Annotated in this window: 10 protein-coding genes; 6 read left to right on the forward strand and 4 right to left on the reverse strand. The window is 53.1% G+C overall.

Features of this window, described 5'->3' with window-relative positions:
- Nucleotides 1-95: 95 nt before the first annotated feature.
- Nucleotides 96-1037 (reverse strand): YqhG family protein, encoded by a 942-nt coding sequence (locus tag DNH61_RS11230; RefSeq protein WP_111146739.1) that lies wholly within the window; start codon nt 1035-1037, stop codon nt 96-98.
- Nucleotides 1034-2839, reverse strand: a complete 1806-nt coding sequence (locus DNH61_RS11235) for a DEAD/DEAH box helicase (RefSeq protein ID WP_425452234.1) — start codon at nt 2837-2839, stop codon at nt 1034-1036. Before DNH61_RS11235 ends, DNH61_RS11230 begins: the two co-directional genes overlap by 4 nt.
- A gap of 300 nt (nt 2840-3139) precedes the next feature.
- On the opposite strand from DNH61_RS11235, the gene DNH61_RS11240 reads away from it, so the two are divergent.
- On the forward strand, nt 3140-5785 hold the full coding sequence (locus tag DNH61_RS11240) for an adenosylcobalamin-dependent ribonucleoside-diphosphate reductase (RefSeq protein ID WP_245948141.1): 2646 nt from the start codon (nt 3140-3142) through the stop codon (nt 5783-5785).
- A gap of 116 nt (nt 5786-5901) precedes the next feature.
- On the opposite strand, the gene DNH61_RS11245 is transcribed toward DNH61_RS11240, so the two are convergent.
- Both DNH61_RS11245 and DNH61_RS11250 read right to left on the reverse strand, forming a co-directional pair.
- Nucleotides 5902-6924 (reverse strand): serine hydrolase domain-containing protein, encoded by a 1023-nt coding sequence (locus DNH61_RS11245; RefSeq protein WP_111146785.1) that lies wholly within the window; start codon nt 6922-6924, stop codon nt 5902-5904.
- A gap of 48 nt (nt 6925-6972) precedes the next feature.
- Nucleotides 6973-7797 (reverse strand): MerR family transcriptional regulator, encoded by an 825-nt coding sequence (locus DNH61_RS11250; protein ID WP_111146742.1) that lies wholly within the window; start codon nt 7795-7797, stop codon nt 6973-6975.
- Between the two features lie 312 nt (nt 7798-8109).
- Here DNH61_RS11250 and DNH61_RS11255 point away from each other — a divergent pair, with 312 nt between their 5' ends.
- The 5 genes from DNH61_RS11255 to DNH61_RS11275 are packed head-to-tail and all read left to right on the forward strand — an operon-like array spanning nt 8110 to nt 16833.
- Nucleotides 8110-8856 (forward strand): thioesterase II family protein, encoded by a 747-nt coding sequence (locus DNH61_RS11255; protein WP_111146743.1) that lies wholly within the window; start codon nt 8110-8112, stop codon nt 8854-8856.
- Nucleotides 8849-9676, forward strand: coding sequence for an SDR family oxidoreductase (locus DNH61_RS11260; protein ID WP_111146744.1), 828 nt, complete (start codon nt 8849-8851; stop codon nt 9674-9676). Before DNH61_RS11255 ends, DNH61_RS11260 begins: the two co-directional genes overlap by 8 nt.
- A 20-nt stretch (nt 9677-9696) precedes the next feature.
- Nucleotides 9697-12486 (forward strand): amino acid adenylation domain-containing protein, encoded by a 2790-nt coding sequence (locus tag DNH61_RS11265; protein WP_111146745.1) that lies wholly within the window; start codon nt 9697-9699, stop codon nt 12484-12486.
- Between the two features lie 8 nt (nt 12487-12494).
- Nucleotides 12495-13760, forward strand: coding sequence for an ATP-grasp domain-containing protein (locus DNH61_RS11270; protein ID WP_181438659.1), 1266 nt, complete (start codon nt 12495-12497; stop codon nt 13758-13760).
- Nucleotides 13750-16833, forward strand: a complete 3084-nt coding sequence (locus DNH61_RS11275) for a non-ribosomal peptide synthetase (RefSeq protein WP_111146747.1) — start codon at nt 13750-13752, stop codon at nt 16831-16833. The genes DNH61_RS11270 and DNH61_RS11275 overlap by 11 nt, the downstream gene beginning before the upstream one ends.
- Nucleotides 16834-16852 lie beyond the last annotated feature (19 nt).

The following is a 16852-nucleotide window of genomic DNA, read 5'->3' on the forward strand; positions in this document are numbered from 1 at the left end:
GGACAAGCCGGCGGAAGGCTGTTGCAACCTGTCGCGCGGTTTTTCCTTGTCCGCTTCTTATTTTGCCGGACAGCTGCGAATCCCGTCCGATTCCGCTAGTCAATACCCGACAGATGAAAGATACCGCAGTTTATAGCGGAAGCCGTCACCCGCGGCGACAGCTGCCAGCGGATCTCGTCCTGCCGGTTGGCATACTGAGCCGCGATGGCTGCGTGCTGCTCTTCGTCTTCCGCGCCCGCTATTAGAGGCTCATAATAGAGATTAATTCGCTCAAGCTCATCGTCAAGCCGCGCTGCCGCCGCTTCTGCCCAGCTGTAGTCATAGCTCTTCAGCTTGCGCTCCAACTGCTGTTCGATCATTCCGGCGGCTTTGGTAACCGTCATACTGCTCCTGGCGATGTGAATGTTGGGCGGCAGCCGGGGCGTCATTTTTAATTTCAGCAGCCGGTCATAAAACTGTTCCACGCAAACCCCTGTCGCAAGAGAGATGCCGAACGAGTGCAGCTCTTCCCGCTTGCGGTCGCATTCAAAGCCCACCTTGATGTTAACGCCAAGCCAAGGGGTGTATGGCACAGACTCCAGCGGATCAGGCTTGCGGGTTTCCGGTTCCTGGAACAGGCATACGAATTTTCCGCCGCTCCGGACAGCCTGAAACAGCTGATCCAGCCGCCGGGAACCGAAGTACAAGTCCTCTCGCGGCATCCGGACGGCATTCAGGGAACCGTGTATATGGCCAAAGGAGCGGCCAAGCGCCGCTTCCACACCAGGTGGAGCGTCGGCAGCTGCCCGTTCATTCTCAGCCGCTTTAGCCTCGGCAGCATCATACTTGTCACGATTGGTGACGAATAGGAAGGACATCGTTTCCGGTTCAGCACCCGTCCGGTCCACGAAGCTCCAATAGTACGGGCGCCCGGTAAGCTCCCGGTCAGCGGCCGGCGAGAGCTTAACCTTGAAGTGGGAAGGAGACTTCTCCAGTACTCCGCAGCCTGTCGCTTCCAGATACCGTTCTACAAATTTGTGGATTTGCCTATTGTTCAAGGTCTCACCTCCACCGAGTCGCCCAGATTATCCAGCAGTGCACCAAGCGGAGCTCCTTGCTCTGGACTGCTGCCCGCTTCGGAACGCAGCCGGTTTAACGAACTGCCAAGCGACTCGAGCTGGGATTGAAGCTCAGCCTCACCACTAGACTCCAGCATCAGCTTGGCCAGCCGCTGCTCCAGCGGCAGCTCTTCCTGTTCGAACCGCTCCAGAATATGATCCAGCTCGCCGATGACGAGCTCGAATAAGTTGATTTTCTCATGCAGCAGCGAAACGATATGCTCTTCTATGGTGCCTTTGGTGCAGAGATTGTATATTTTTACATCATTCTTCTGACCGAGACGGTGTACGCGGCCGATCCGCTGCTCGACGCGCATCGGATTCCAGGGCAGATCAAAGTTAATCATATGGTGGCAGAACTGCAGGTTGATACCCTCGCCGCCCGCCTCAGTGGCAATGAGCACCTGCGCCCGTCCCTTAAATAAGTCCATCATCCAATCCTTCTTGCCGCGGTTCATGCCGCCCCGGTAAGGGACCGCGACCAGGCCATGGCCTTTGAAGAATTGAAGCAGATGCTCCTGGGTCGCGCGGTATTCTGTGAAGAGAATCACCTTGTCTTCAATGCTGCGAATAAGTTCGAGCGCTTTTTCGGCTTTGGAGTTGGCTGTGATCTTTCGGATCACTTCGACAAGCTCCCAGACCTTGGCGCGCATTGGTGAGTCTTCCGGCATTTTCTTGAACATGTTGACCAGTGTTATGAAGACGGCATCCCGGCTGCTGCATACCTCACGCTGCAGGGTAACGAGCGACAGCATGCTGGTCATATCGCCGCCGCTCTCATCGTACCGTTCCTTGACGAATGCAGTTACAGCTTGATAGAGCGCCTGCTCCTCTTCGGAGAGCTCGACGATAATATTCCTGACAATCCGCTTCGTAAAATGAATGCCGCCGTCACCCCGCCTGTTGCGGATCATGACCTGGGATAACGCTTCCTGGAGCCGGTCCTCATTCTTGGGTATTCGCTTATCCACGACAAAGTTGGCCGAAAAATCACTTTGGCCGCCCAGCTGGCCGGGCTTAAGAAGTGTGATTAAATTATAAAGCTCGTCCATATTGTTCTGGACCGGGGTGGCTGTCAGCAGCAGGCAGTATTTCTTGCGCAGCTTGCCGACGAACTGATAGTTGGTTGTCTTCCGGTTCTTCAGCTTGTGCGCCTCGTCAATAATCAGCATGTCGTAATCCTGATCAAGCAGAATGGAGCGGTGAGGATCTCGCTTGGCTGTATCCATGGAGGCGACAACAACATCGTACTGCCACGTGTGCTCCTTCTTTTGGGCGACTGCCGATATGCCGAATTTGGAGTTCAGCTCTCTCACCCATTGAAGGACAAGCGAAGCAGGGACGAGGATCAGCGCTTTGCGGACGAGTCCGCGTACCATGTATTCCTTCAGCACGAGTCCAGCTTCGATCGTCTTGCCGAGTCCGACTTCATCGGCGAGAATGGCTCTTCCGCCCATCTCATGCAGCACCTTGCGAGCCGTTCCGACCTGATGCTCCATCGGTTCAAAGGAAGGCAGGACGCGCAGACACTGCAGCTCCTCGAAGCTTGTCACCAAGGTAGCCTGCTGGGCTTCCATCGCTAGCTGGAACATCGACCAGTCATCCCAGGGACCGTTGCGCTGTATGCGCTCACTCAGCTCTTCATGCCAGGAGCGTTCCATGTGTAACGAAGCGTTTGGATGGAGCTTTTTGCCGGTTGTCTGGCTGCCCGGCTGCTCTGTGCTGTTCATTGGCCTCTGCATAGCAGCTCCTTTCCTAACAATAAGTGGGATCGTTAATAATTGGTTACCATTAGTATGACCCTCTCGCGCGTTCTTCATAAGAAAGGGTGAGATTTAAGAAAAATGCCGGGAGGACAAGCATGGTGCCGCATACAGGGGGAAGGACAAAGTTAATTCACAATTTTCTCATTGGTATAACAATATATTGTGTAGTACAATGATGTTTGCACACAATATATGGTGTTTAATTTACATATGATAGCATTAGGCTTCATTTGTTTATTGGTGCAAATTATCGCTTGTACTGGAGGCGTTAGAGTGGTGGAGACAACGAAAGTAAACCGCTTGGAAGGCTTGAGCGAGAAAATTTTTCTGGACCGTTATGCCTGGAAAAATGCCGATTCATCGCAGACAAAGGTCGGAGACGTCGTGCTTGTCCTGACGAAGGACGACCCGAAATTCCCTGCGAAGGAAGTCGGAGAAGTTATAGAACGCAGCGGGAATACCGTTACAGTCCGGACAAGAACCGGGCAAATTGTAGAGTCAGATGTTGAGAAGCTGACATTAACGATTGAGAAGACACCTGACGAGATGTGGGGCCGCCTTGCTGAGGCGATGGCATCTGTTGAGGATACGAAGGAAAAGCAGGAGCTGTGGGCCGAGCGGTTCCGTTATATATTGGATGACTGGAAGCTGGTGCCCGGCGGACGGATCGCGGCAGGGGCAGGCACAAGCGAGGAGCTTACCTTGTTTAACTGCTATGTCATCCCGTCACCGAAGGACAGCCGCGGCGGCATCATGGAGACATTATCGGAAATGACCGAGATTATGGCCCGTGGCGGCGGAGTAGGCATCAATCTGTCATCTCTGCGTCCGCGCCGCGCAATTGTGGCAGGCGTTAACGGCTCATCCAGCGGTGCAGTATCCTGGGGCGGCTTGTTCAGCTACACGACCGGTTTGATTGAGCAGGGCGGCAGCCGCAGAGGCGCGCTCATGCTGATGATCAATGACTGGCATCCGGATGTTATGGATTTCATCACGGTGAAGCAGACGATGGGACAAGTTACCAACGCTAATCTCTCCGTATGCGTCAGCAACGACTTCATGCGTGCAGTGAAAGAGGATCTGGAGTGGGAGCTTGTCTTCCCGGATACGAAGGACCCGGATTATGATGAGCTGTGGGATGGAGATCTGGCAAAATGGCGTTCGCTTGGCAAACGGGTTGTGCCTTACAAGACCGTCCAAGCGCGTGACATCTGGCATACGATTATCGAATCTGCCTGGAAGTCAGCCGAGCCGGGTGTGGTGTTCATGGAATACTACAACCAGATGTCCAACAGCTGGTACTTCAACCCGATTATCTGTACGAACCCTTGCGGCGAGCAGGGCCTGCCGGCGTGGGGCGTCTGCAACCTGTCTGCGCTGAATCTCTCCCGCTTCTATGATGAAGCCAATCATGACGTGGATTGGGAAGAGCTGTCCAAGGTAACCCGCTGGTCGGTGCGTTTCCTGGACAATGTGATCGACAAGACACCGTACCACTTCGAGGAAAATGAACGGAACCAGAAGCGGGAGCGCCGCGTTGGTCTGGGCTCCATGGGCCTGGCTGAACTGATGATCAAGCTGAACATCCGCTATGGCAGTCCGGAATCGCTGGAGTTCCTTGACAAGCTGTACGGCTTCATGGCACGTGAATCCTATCTGGCCTCCACCGAGATTGCGGCGGAGAAGGGGTCGTTCCAGGAGTTTATTGCCGATAAGTTCCTGCAGAGCGGCTTCATGAAGCAGATGGCCGAAACTTATCCGGAGGTTGCCGAAGCGGTAACAACCCGCGGCATGCGCAATGTTACCGTTCTGACCCAGGCGCCTACAGGCAGCACAGGCACAATGGTCGGCACCTCGACAGGCATTGAGCCTTACTTCGCTTTTGAATATTACCGTCAAAGCCGTCTTGGCTACGACAAGCAGCTGGTGCCAATCGCCCAGGAGTGGAAGGACGCGCATCCGGGCGAGAGCCTTCCGGACTTCTTCGTAACTGCGATGGATCTGTCGGCGGAAGATCACATCCGCGCGCAGGCAGCGATTCAGAAGTGGGTGGACAGTTCGATCTCGAAGACGGCTAACTGTCCGGCTGATTTCACGGTTGAAGAGACCAAGCGCCTCTATGAGCTGGCCTTCGATCTGGGCTGTAAGGGTGTGACGATCTATCGTGACGGCAGCCGTGATGTTCAGGTGCTGTCCACGAAGAGCAATGAGGAGAAGTCAGATGCGCCCGGTACGGCGGAAACAGCTGCTCAGGCCGCTGCTGAAGAGCAGACTGATGCGGCTTCCGTCAGCGAGCTTAACACGGCACTGAACGCCGGTGTTTCGAAGCGCGACGAGCAGGTATTCGACAAGCAGTACAAGCGCCGCCCAACTGTGCTGCGCGGTGCGACCTACAAGATTAATACGCCGTTCGGCATGGCTTATATTACGATCAATGATATTGACGGAACGCCAGGGGAGATTTTCCTCAATGTAGGCAAGGCTGGCTCAGATGTGTTCGCGATGGCGGAAGCACTCGGCCGGGTCTGCTCGCTGTTCCTGCGTTACGGCGACCACGGCAACAAGGTGAACCTGCTGATCAAGCATCTGAAGGGCATTGGCGGTACAGGCGCAATCGGCTTTGGGGCTAATCGTGTCGAGTCCATTGCAGACGCGGTTGCCAAGTCGCTGGAGCAGCACATCAGTGAAACGAACGGTGATCCTGTGAGCCCGCATGCGGAGACAGCACCAATTGCCGCAACCGTAGAAATGCCGGACGAAGTGGAGGAGCAGGCATCCTCGTATGTCATCCCTGCTTCAGCGGATCATGGATCTGCGGCCAGCACATCACGCGACCTTTGCCCGTCCTGCGGATCAGCGTCGCTGATCAACGTGGAAGGCTGCAAGACCTGCAGCAACTGCGGCTACAGCCGGTGCTCTTGATCGTTAGAAGCACGGCTGCTCATCAGTAATTACAAAGCATACAAGCTGCCAAGACCCAGGTGTCTAGTACACCGAAGTCTTGGCAGCTTTCTTTTTGACATGAAACAGTATTCGTCCTAATCCATCACCGCTTCAAAAATGTGCTCCTTAATCAATGGCCATCTGTCACGAGAATTGGCGATGAAATCCGATGTAATGGCAATGACCATATCATGGCCTGGAACGCAGCATAGGACATTGCCGCCGTCACCCAGCGCGGAGTATGTATAAATTCCGTCCTCTTCACGCAGCCACCATAGATAGCCGTAGTTGAACGGGTTCATGGCGGTAGATTCGTCTATCCATGTCTCTGAGATAACCTGCTTGTTATCCCACTTGCCCCGGCTTAGATACAGCAAACCAAGCCGCGCCATATCCCGGGCGGTTAACGTGAGACCCCAGCCTCCGGTGGAGATGCCGCTCGGATCTTCTACCCAGCCCCTTACCTTATGACCGAATAAGTCATCAAAACCGAATGCTTCCATCCCGTAATCCGGAACTTCCTTCATGCCGATCGGCTTGAAGAGATGCTCGTTGGCAATCTCCCTGGCACTCAGTCCAGTGCTTCGCGTGAGGATGGCGGAGAGCAGGTGTGCTCCAGCGGTGGCATACTTGAATGCTCCAATCGTACCTCCGCGGCCTAATAGATCAAGAACATACTTGACCCAATCCGTCTGCATGCACATCTTGTCCAGCGGCTCCTTCCAATCATCAAAGGGATAGGGAACTGTCATCGTGAGAAGATGACGGATCGTAATGTCCTGCTTCTGCCGGTCAGCAGCACCTGGAACATACTCGGGGAAGAAATCGAGCACCTTCTGGTCTATACTTTCGATATGTCCGGCATCTATCGCGATACCGATAAGCGCAGACAGGATGCTTTTTGTGACCGATGCAGCATGCTGCGGTTCTTCAGGGCTTCGGCCATTGTAATAGCTTTCGTAAGCGATGTACCCGTGTCTCGCTACCACTATACCGTTTATATTGCTGTAGTCAGCCTTGATCAGGGGATCAATTCCGGCAAGCCTCTCAGCGTCCATTCCCAGGGATGCAGGGTCTGCAGCCTCCCACTTCGCAGTCGGCCAGTAGTCTCTATGCATGATCAACCTCGTTGCCTCCAATATAATTAAGAATGTTCCTGCCTTGCCTCACTTTTTCCGCACGGGAACATACACCTCGGTTACGATATCCCCGAAAGCTGCGGCTTGGCCGGGGTCGGTTACATAAACCTCATAGGGCAGTCCCGCCAAAATATACCCTTCCTGTTCCGTCCATTCTCTTAGCTTCGCATATACTGACGTCAGCTCGGAATAGGCTCCCTTCCACACAGCTTTCGCGCAGAGCCCGCCAGGCAGCTCTCTTGTTCCGTCTACAGCCTCCCGGACCGGGATGGCGAATTCGATATCATTGCCTGCCGGATTGTATTCCGTGCTGTGATAGATCGTCATTGGCGTACCGAGCAGGGTGAGTGCCTCGGAGGCGATTGTCTCATACAGCCTGCTGAAATAAGCGCCATAACCGGCGGCATAGTCATCCCGGCTGAGCACCTGTCGTTTGCTGACAATAGCAACCTTCTTTGTTTCGACAAGCTGCACGTCAATGCGGTTATAATACGACATGACAGGCAGGCCGCTCTCCAGCGTTACAATATCTTCATACATCCGCTTCAGCGTGTACTGCAGCTCATCAGCCCTTCTTTGGATTTCCATCCTTTTGCGAATAAGGGCTATGCCCAGCCTCTCTTCCGATTGATCCTCTTCCGCATTCAGAATGGCTTTGATTTCCTCAAGTGAAAAATGATAGGACTTCAGGCGATTGATGAAGAGCATCTTCTTTAACTGCCTGATGGAATAGAACCGGTAGCCATTCTCCGGGTTAATCTCATCTGGTGTAATAAGGCCGATTTCATCATAATACCGAAGCGTCTTAGTCGAGACTTCGCAGATCTTCGAGAATTCCCCGATGGACAGCAATAGATCACCTCCCATGTTCGTGTGTACAATCCTACTATCCGCTTTACCCTTAGGGTAAAGTCAACCGGAAATTTGCGAGACTTTAGTTTCTTTACTTTTTGGAAGTTTATGGACAGTAATTATTACAACTATTTCAAGATGAAAAGCAGATATAGTGTCGCAATGCGACTGTTATGCTCGGAAATTGAAGGATGAAGGCTGTTTATAGAGGATGTTGTCTATCGATTTATGACAGTAAAAATCTCTGTCCGATTGGAAAAATATGATATATAATAGGCAAATGCTGGACTTTATAAGGAAGGTGAGGAGAATATGACACAAGATGTAAATTTACAAGTTAAATTGTTGTGCTTCCCGTTTGCAGGAGCAGGGGCGAGCTTCTTCAGCAGCTGGAACGACTTGTTCGACAGCTCATTAGAGATTGTCCCTGTTCAACTGCCGGGAAGAGAGAGGCAAATTGCCGAAGAGCCTTACAGGAATATTCATGCCGCAGCCGACGTGTTTGCCAAGATGATTGAGGAACAGCATGCCGGAAGCCCAGTATCTCTCTTCGGCCACTGCTTTCTCGGGGCTACCCTGGCTTTTGAAGTGGCGAGGCGGTTGGAGGCTAACGGAAAAGTCCAGCTGATCCGTTTGTTTGTCAGTGCTGCATCGTCGCCTAATAGTGTAAGGAGCTATTCGTTGACCTCCTATCAGGATGATCAGTTTATTGAAGAGGTCAAGAAGCTCACGGGATACATGCATCACGCTTTTGAGATTCCTGAACTCAGAGAGCTGTTAGTGCCGACACTCAGAGCTGACTTTGAGATGGACGAGACTTACATTCCTGCGCCAGGCAGCCGGATCAACGCACCGATTTCGGCCATGTTTGCAACGGAAGACGCGTTTGTGAAGCAGGAGGATGTCGCATGCTGGAAGGACTGCACGTACGGTGGTTTCGAAATATTCCCGGTGAGCGGGGAGCACATGTACATTACCTCTTCGCCTGAACAGTCCGCTGCCATTATCCAACAAGCGCTTGCTAAGCTGCATATGGAGGGTGCCCTTCACAATGACTAGTCTAAAGGGAAAGGTAGTTCTGATTACCGGTGCAGGACGCGGTATAGGCAGAGCCTGCGCGCTGCGTGCAGCAGAAGAGGGTGCAGACCTCATCATAACAGATATTGGAGATTCCATAAATTCGGTGCCTTATCAGTTGTCCACACACGACCAGCTTGAAACAACGGCCGAGAGGTGCAAGGAATTGGGCTCTAGTGTGCTTATGCAGCTGGCGGATGTATGCGAGATGAACGATATTTTGGCGCTTGTGGAAGCAGCCGTTAACCGGTTCGGCAGAATTGATGCAGCCGTGAACAATGCCGGTATAGGAGCACCCGCAGGGAAGGCAACCCACCTCTATACGAGCGAGGAATGGGAGATTCTCTTGAATGTCAATCTGTCGGGGCCTTGGCGTTTGATTAAGGCAGTCGCGCCCATCATGATCGAGCAGCAGTACGGAAGCATTATCAATGTGGCATCAACCGCAGGTCTGCTGGGCTACAAGCATTTTGCCGGATATGTGGCTTCCAAGCATGGTCTTGTAGGGCTGACGAAGTCAGCGGCGCTGGATTATGCACCTCAGAATATTAGAGTAAATGCGATTTGCCCGGGCCCGGTATATGACGATGAGCGGCTTGATGGCCACATGACCAAGGTGGTGGCAGACTCGCTTGGCCTCCGGCTAGGTGATCAGGAATCGATTGATCTTGAATCTGTCGCTTTGAACACTGTCGTATCTCCGCTTGATGTAGCGGATGCCATGGTTTGGTTGGCAAGCGACCAGTCCCAGCGTGTTACGGGAACCACGATTACCGTGGATGCAGGATATTCCGCAAAGTAGAAGGGGGAGAAATAATAGAAATGCGTGAAAGAGAATTAATGCCGGCTCTGGAGCTGGACAAGGCAGCAGTATCGCAGGTGTTGACAGGCCGTCTTACGGATCCGGCTGTTATAAGCCAGAGTGTGGCGTGCTTGCAAAACAGGGGTGAGAATGAGGCTTTGCATGCTGCTGTATTTCCTTGGATCGAATACACATCATCTCAGACGAATCATGAGGACTTTGTAAAACGCGAAGCTGCCCGCCCGATTGGCTGCTCGGCAAAGATACGGGCTGTGCTTGCTGTTGCGAGTGATGGAGAGGCTGATCTGATCCTCACAGCAAATCGGGAATTGGTATCTGTTCAGGATCTGCTTCATGTGTATGACTGCATAACAGGCGGCAGCTTAAGCTTCAAGATATCGAATGCCTCCAGGCAGAGGTATGGATCTTATATATGTCCCAAGTGGGGAGTACCGGACTGGAGCAGCACAGCCGCCTACTCGAAGTCGTATCAGATTCAGCTGACAGAGCTGGATTTCGCAAGCTTTTCGGGTGACAAGCTGTCCATTATTGTCCGTGCTCTGCTGACCACATTAACGAAATACGGCACGAAGAACAGCAAAGTGCTGATCGAAGAAAACAGCAAGGCAGCAAGGAAGATGAGAACCGGCGTGCTTGATGATAACAAGCACATCTTCATTAAAGAGGGGATTGTGCATGACGATGGCGCGCCAAACGCATTCGATGCCGCAGTCATCATGACCGACTTGCCGGATGCAAGCTGCCAGTACACGCCTTGTCTGGCTTCCCTGTTTCCAATCACGCTCCGTGTTACCCAATATAATGGTGTGCTGCACTCAGCTGCTGTATCCGCGAGTGAACGATTCGTCCACCCGGCAGTACTGGAACAGTTTGTGCGTTTGCTTCAATTTTACATGGAGGCATCAGCCGGGGGCGCTGATCTGGAAGCAGACGAGCTGCTCAGCATGCCGCTTCCGCAGGCGGAGGAACAAACCCAGAAGAATACCATCTTACCGAGAAGGGATGGAATTAATAAACTCACATACAGCCATGATTTGCTGGAGAGACTGCGTGCCATTTCGGCCCAATACCCTGACCGGATTGCGGTATCGGATCAAGCGGGAGCTGTCACGTATGCCGAGCTTGACCGGAGGAGTGACTGGATTGCGAGGAAGCTGCTTTACTGCGGTATAAGCGAGGGGGATAAAGTTGTTGTATCGCTGGACCAGTCGGTTGAGCTTATTACAATTATCACTGCTGTAAGCAAGGCCGGCGGCACCTATATCCCGGTTGATCCCAAATATCCGCTCGAGCGGATCGCATTCGTCCTGGACGATTCCCAAGCTGCATATATCATTACTTCATTACAAGATGTTCCTTCCAAACACAAGCTTCAACGAATCTCTCCAACCGAGCTGAGCGTGGAAGACAGCGATGCTTCGCTGGATTCTCTCGTCCTTCCAACCAGAGCAGCAAACCAGGCATACGTTATTTATACATCTGGAACTTCAGGACAGCCCAAGGGGGTTATGGTGCCGTCCCGCAATATCGTTTCACTGATCGAGGCGACAGAGCAGGAGTTCAGGCTTTCGCCCAAAGATGTGTGGACCATGTTCCATTCCGCATCGTTTGATTTTTCCGTGTGGGAGATGTGGGGCTGTCTACTGACGGGAGGCCATTTGGTTGTCGTGCCGAGACAGACGGCACGGTCTCCGTATGATTTTTATGATCTGCTGGCGGACAAGAAGGTAACGGTTCTGAATCAGACGCCATCTGCTTTCTACGCCTTGCTGAAGGTGGACGCTGAGAACCGGGCTGCCCGACTGAACGCGGTCAGGCTGGTCATATTTGGCGGTGAAGCGCTAGATACTTACAAAATCTCCAGCTGGCTCGAACGTTACCCGGCCGGCTGCTGCAGACTTGTGAACATGTACGGCATAACGGAGACTACTGTTCATGTAACCTACCGCAATATTTATAGCAGAGACCCGGAATTTCTGTCCAAATCGGTTGGGACTGCCCTTCCCGGATGGGAAATTTCCATTCGGGATGCAGACGGAACGCCGTGCCTCTATGGTGTGGAAGGCGAGATATGGGTAGGTGGAGCCGGAGTGTCAGACGGGTACCTCAACCGGGAGGAGCTGACTAGGGAACGCTTCGTTACTGATGGGGATGGCGAGCGATGGTACCGAAGCGGTGACCTTGGCCGCATGAGACCGGATGGCAGCGTGGATTACCTGGGGCGGATGGACAGCCAAGTGAAGGTCCGGGGCTTCCGGATTGAGCTGGATGAGATACGGTCTGTGATTCAGAAAATGCCATATGTGCGAAATGTAGCGGTTGTGCTGCATGACGGTGACGATGTTGATGCCTCTCAAAAGCAAATTATTGCCTTTATAGAAGGCTCTGAGCAGGTCCAGCCGGAAAAGATCCGCAGCGATCTGAAATCGAAGCTGCCTGAATATATGATCCCGGCCAGACTCATTCGGGTGAATGAGATTCCGATGACTATCAACGGAAAGGTTGACCACGGCTCCCTGATGCTGAAGCTTGACCAGCCCGAGCAGGAGACTGCTGCGAGTGCCGGCAGCAGTGAAGACCCGTTCCTTGCAATATGGAACAGAGTACTCGGACATGCGATTGACCCGGATGACCAGTTCTTCGAATCGGGCGGCAATTCACTGCTGGCTGTGGAGCTGCTGTCGGCCCTTAAGAAGGAAGTGGATAATTCCCTTACGCTGCGTGATTTGTATATTCATTCTTCACCGAGAGAGCTGCAGGAGTTTCTCTCGAAGAAATCGGTAGGGTAGGGATGTCTATGATGCATAAAGCTCTGCCGAAGGTAGCCGTTATACACGGGGAGGGCTCTGCCTCCCCCTTGACTGTAAAAGCCGCGTCCGTGGGCATCTGCGAGCTGATCTTCCTGTATGCGGCATGCAGTGACAAGGATAAGGCGCAATTTGCGCTGTTAAAAAATCACACGAGGTCTTTTGATATCTCAACGCTGACTGACAGTGAAGCGGCTGAGCTGCTCGGCAAGGAGCGGATTGCAGGAGTTGTCACGTTCAGTGAGTCTCAGCTGCCGCGGGTTACCGCTTACTGTGCGGCCTTGGGACTGATTGGACATTCGGCTGAGACACTGGCTTCACTGATTGATAAGTATAAGCAGAGGGAACGGCTGGCTGAAGCCAATGTCAATGCTGTCCGTCATGCTCTTGTAGACCGGCAGCGTGTGGAGCAAGCTGTAGCTGTTGTTGGTTTCCCTGCTGTTCTGAAGCCAAGAATCGGGGCCGGCAGCAGGTGGACGGGCAAGGTTGCTTCCATGGAAGAGCTTCGTCATGCTCTATCCGCTGGTCCCGCAGACTGCGAGTATGTGCTGGAGGAGTATCTGGAGGGCGACCCGGAACTTCGGGATGCCTTCTATGGCGATTATGTTTCTGTAGAGTCCGTTCACCAGAACGGCCGGTCACAGCAGGTTTGTGTAACAGCTAAACTGCCCTTGACCGAGCATTTTGCCGAGACGGGCATGTTTGTTCCGCATCCGCTCTCTGCTGAGCTGGCGGAGCAGGTTTGCAGACTGGAAGCTCAGGCCATTCAGGCGCTGGGGATAACCGATGGTGTGACTCATACGGAAATCAAACTGACATCAGGCGGTCCAAGGATCATTGAAATCAATGGCCGGCTCGGCGGTTATGTCCCCGAAATTGTGAAGCGGGCAATGAATGTGGACCTGGTTAAAGCAGCCCTGCAGGTATCGCTTGGAATCGAACCGTCTATTGCTCCGGGGCCTGTAACATCGGTAGTCTACCAGGTGTTTCTGGCAGCCCCATGCGGTCAACCGGCTGGCTTTGGCGGTATGGACGGAATGGACGAAGTGCTGGCGATGGATGGGGTGCTGCATCTGGAAATTACGAAGGATGCGGGACAAGTCATCGACTATCGGCTTGGCACACAGAGCAATATGGGCATCGTGTATGGTTCGGCGCCTGACTTTGATGCGTTCGCTAGAACTGTTCACGCTATGAGAACCAAATTGGTTCCACATCTTAACGTTCCGGGAGGAAGAGAAGTCGATGCAAGGTGATTCTGTAGTGAGGACTTTGGGCGGCCGCTTTGATTCCACTGCTGCAAGATACCCGGAGAACATGGCCGTTATATATGAAGGTCAAGCCGTCACATACCGGGAGCTTCAGCTTAAAGCAGACGCGCTGTGCAGTGCTCTGCGGTCCAGGGGTATTACAGCCTCCAGCAGAGTCGGGATTCTAAGTGAGCGCTGCCTGGATTGGGTCGTGGCCATGATGGCGGTTGTCAAGGCTGGTGCTGCATATGTGCCGCTCTCCGCAGATGATCCGCTGACGCAAATCGAGAGCCTGGTAGCGGATGTTCAAGTTGAACTGATTCTGACGGACCTTTATGCCTCCTTGCCCTTCTTGCCAGCCATGAGCATTAGGGACATTCCAGCGGAGTTGACTGCAACTGTAGCTGATCCAGCTGCTTCAGGGGGCTCGCTGGCTTATATCATGTTCACCTCAGGAACGACAGGCAAGCCCAAAGGTGTAGGGGTTACGCACGAGAACATCTTAAACCTGACAGTCGAGCCCGACTATGTGAGGCTTGATGCCAGCACTCGTATTCTACAGACGGGTGCTCCAACCTTCGATGCCTCGACGTTTGAGGTCTGGGGGGCATTGCTCAATGGCGGAACCCTGATCATACCAAGCAAGCGTGGCCTGACCGATTTCGGATATATGGAGCAGAACATACAGCAGCACGGTGTCACGACGATGTGGCTGACATCACCGCTGTTTACGATTGCTGCTGAACACAACCCCCGGATGTTCGAGGGCATCAGAGAACTTATAGTGGGCGGCGATGTAGTAAGCCCGGTTGCTGTCAACAAGGTTTATGAAGCCTGCGGGAATATCAGCATTCTGAACGGCTATGGGCCGACAGAGTGCACCACCTTCTCAGCGGTCTATTCCATTCCGCGGAATCATGGCAGCGAACCGGTTCCGATCGGCAGGCCATTCAACAATGTCCAGGCCTATATTCTGGATGAGGACAACCGGCCTGTAAGACAAGGGGACATTGGAGAGCTGCATATTGGCGGCAAAGGTGTTTCCCTTGGATACGTGAATCGTCCTGATCTGAATGAAGAAGTATTTATCGTGAACCCTTTCGGGCCAGGTAAGCTGTACAAAACCGGTGACAGGGTAAGTGAGGATGCCGCGGGCATTATTCACTACTACGGACGCAAGGACAGACAAGTGAAGATCCGGGGATACCGCATTGAATTGTCTGCGGTGGAAGCGATGCTGGAATTGGTAGAGGAAGTGGAATCCGCGGCAGCTTGTGTGCTTACGAACCGCGCAGGAGCCAACGAAATCTGTGCCTGTGTGACTGTTCGTGACGCGGCTGCTTCAAGCCGAGATGATATCCGACACAGGTTCGCGGTCATTGCTCCTTCGCATATCGTGCTGTCCCATATCGTTATTGTTGATTCGCTGCCGCTGAATAAGAACGGAAAGATCGACTACAAGGAGATTAAGGTTCTCTTGGAGGCAGAGGCTTCTGCAAGCCAAGGGGCCCTCGCGGACAGTGAAGGGGGGACCGCTGAAGATATAGTCATGAATATCTTGAGCAATCGTACCGGGTTTCCTGTGCCGGACAGCAGTACTTCTTTCTTCGACTTGGGCATTGACTCGCTGACCGCTGTTTATTTGGCACGGGATATCAATAATGAATTCGGTACGAATATCAACGCGGTGGATATTCTGGCTCATCCCACGATTGCAGATTTGATGCCGCTGCTTGGCAGGCAGCCTGTGGTGGATGCAAAGAATGCTGATGTCAGCAGACCGAGAAGCGAAGAGCAGAAGCTGCCTGTATTGAATCAGCAGAAGCCGCTGCTGGTTGATTATCACTTGAACCCAAGCTCAGTGCGGTATAATGTGCCGCTTGTCTTCCGGTTAAGCCGTGAAACCTCTATCCCACGGTTAACAGATGCGCTGTATAAGACCATTGAGCGGCACGGCGCGCTCAGGGTGCAGTTTGCGAATTCGGGCCTGACACCATTCCAGACCACTCTTGAGCTGGTGGATTTTACGATTCCGCGCTTGCACGGCAGTCCGAATCTGCAGGAGCTGATTCAGCCCTTTAATTTAACGGCTGGGCTGCCGTTTCGGTTTGCAGTAGGGGAGGATGGCGATGGGGTGTGGCTGTTTATGGATTTCCACCATATCGCTGTCGACGGTGCTTCCCTGGCGGTGATCGTGAAGGATGTGAACCGTTTCTATCAGGGACATCAGCTGGAAGAGCTGACGGACAGCTTTGCGGCAGTCGTGGAGCAATCAAATGCAGAGTTTCTGCGAAGCTGTGATTCATGCGCGGCTTACTGGCAAAATTACCTGCAATATTACAAGGGAATGAATGAGCTGCCCGTTGATAAAGTGGACGATGACATCATTTCCCACCGGAGCCACCTGTTCCGGTTTGCAGTCGATGAGCAGCGGACTACGGCGCTTCGGGCTTGGTCGCAGCAGCAGCATATCACCCTCTTCGAAGGCATTCTTTTGGCATATGCCTGCACTCTGCATGCCGTCACATCCGGCTCCGAGGTCATGTTTGCTACGCCAAGCCGCGATTACACGGTTGTCACGAACGAGCCGGCGGTTGCCATGTTAACCCATACCTTATGGGTGTATTCCGAGGTGAAGGAAGACCAGTCCATTCTGGATTATATGGGGACTTTCATTAAAGGCCTTCGCGAATCCCAGAGGTACATGGATGTGCCGATTGATGTCATGCGTGAATTGGTCGCAAGGAACAGGCAGGAACCCGGGACCGCGGTTGTCGATACGTTGATCGCCTACCATAACGTGCAGGACATGCAGGCGGAGCTGTGCGGCACGCCGGTCAGGCTGAAGCCCATTGCGCCGGAGGATGGAATGTTTCCGCTGAATCTGCAGATTTTCGACTGTGCAACCCATCTGGAGGCGGAATGGGAGTATATGGCCGATTTATTCGAATATGATACCGTTGCAAGTCTTGGTGAGATGTTCACCGTCATGGTTGATTTGCTTACCAGGCACAAGCCTCAGAGCGCTCAGAAGATGCCGGACCTTGTGGCAGCATGTATTCAGGAGCAGCTGGCTTAAATCCACTCATGAAATGGGG

Origin of the sequence: Paenibacillus sambharensis (assembly GCF_003233845.1) — a bacterium.
GTDB classification, from domain to species: Bacteria; Bacillota; Bacilli; order Paenibacillales; family Paenibacillaceae; genus Paenibacillus_I; species Paenibacillus_I sambharensis.

Excerpts from the sequence above, each read along its gene's own strand:
- DNH61_RS11235 (WP_425452234.1), bottom strand. The coding sequence starts at position 2,839 with ATGCAGAGGCCAATGAACAGCACAGAGCAGCCGGGCAGCCAGACAACC.
- DNH61_RS11245 (WP_111146785.1), bottom strand. The coding sequence starts at position 6,924 with ATGCATAGAGACTACTGGCCGACTGCGAAGTGGGAGGCTGCAGACCCT.
- DNH61_RS11255 (WP_111146743.1), top strand. The coding sequence starts at position 8,110 with ATGACACAAGATGTAAATTTACAAGTTAAATTGTTGTGCTTCCCGTTT.
- DNH61_RS11260 (WP_111146744.1), top strand. The coding sequence starts at position 8,849 with ATGACTAGTCTAAAGGGAAAGGTAGTTCTGATTACCGGTGCAGGACGC.
- DNH61_RS11265 (WP_111146745.1), top strand. The coding sequence starts at position 9,697 with ATGCGTGAAAGAGAATTAATGCCGGCTCTGGAGCTGGACAAGGCAGCA.
- DNH61_RS11270 (WP_181438659.1), top strand. The coding sequence starts at position 12,495 with ATGATGCATAAAGCTCTGCCGAAGGTAGCCGTTATACACGGGGAGGGC.
- DNH61_RS11275 (WP_111146747.1), top strand. The coding sequence starts at position 13,750 with ATGCAAGGTGATTCTGTAGTGAGGACTTTGGGCGGCCGCTTTGATTCC.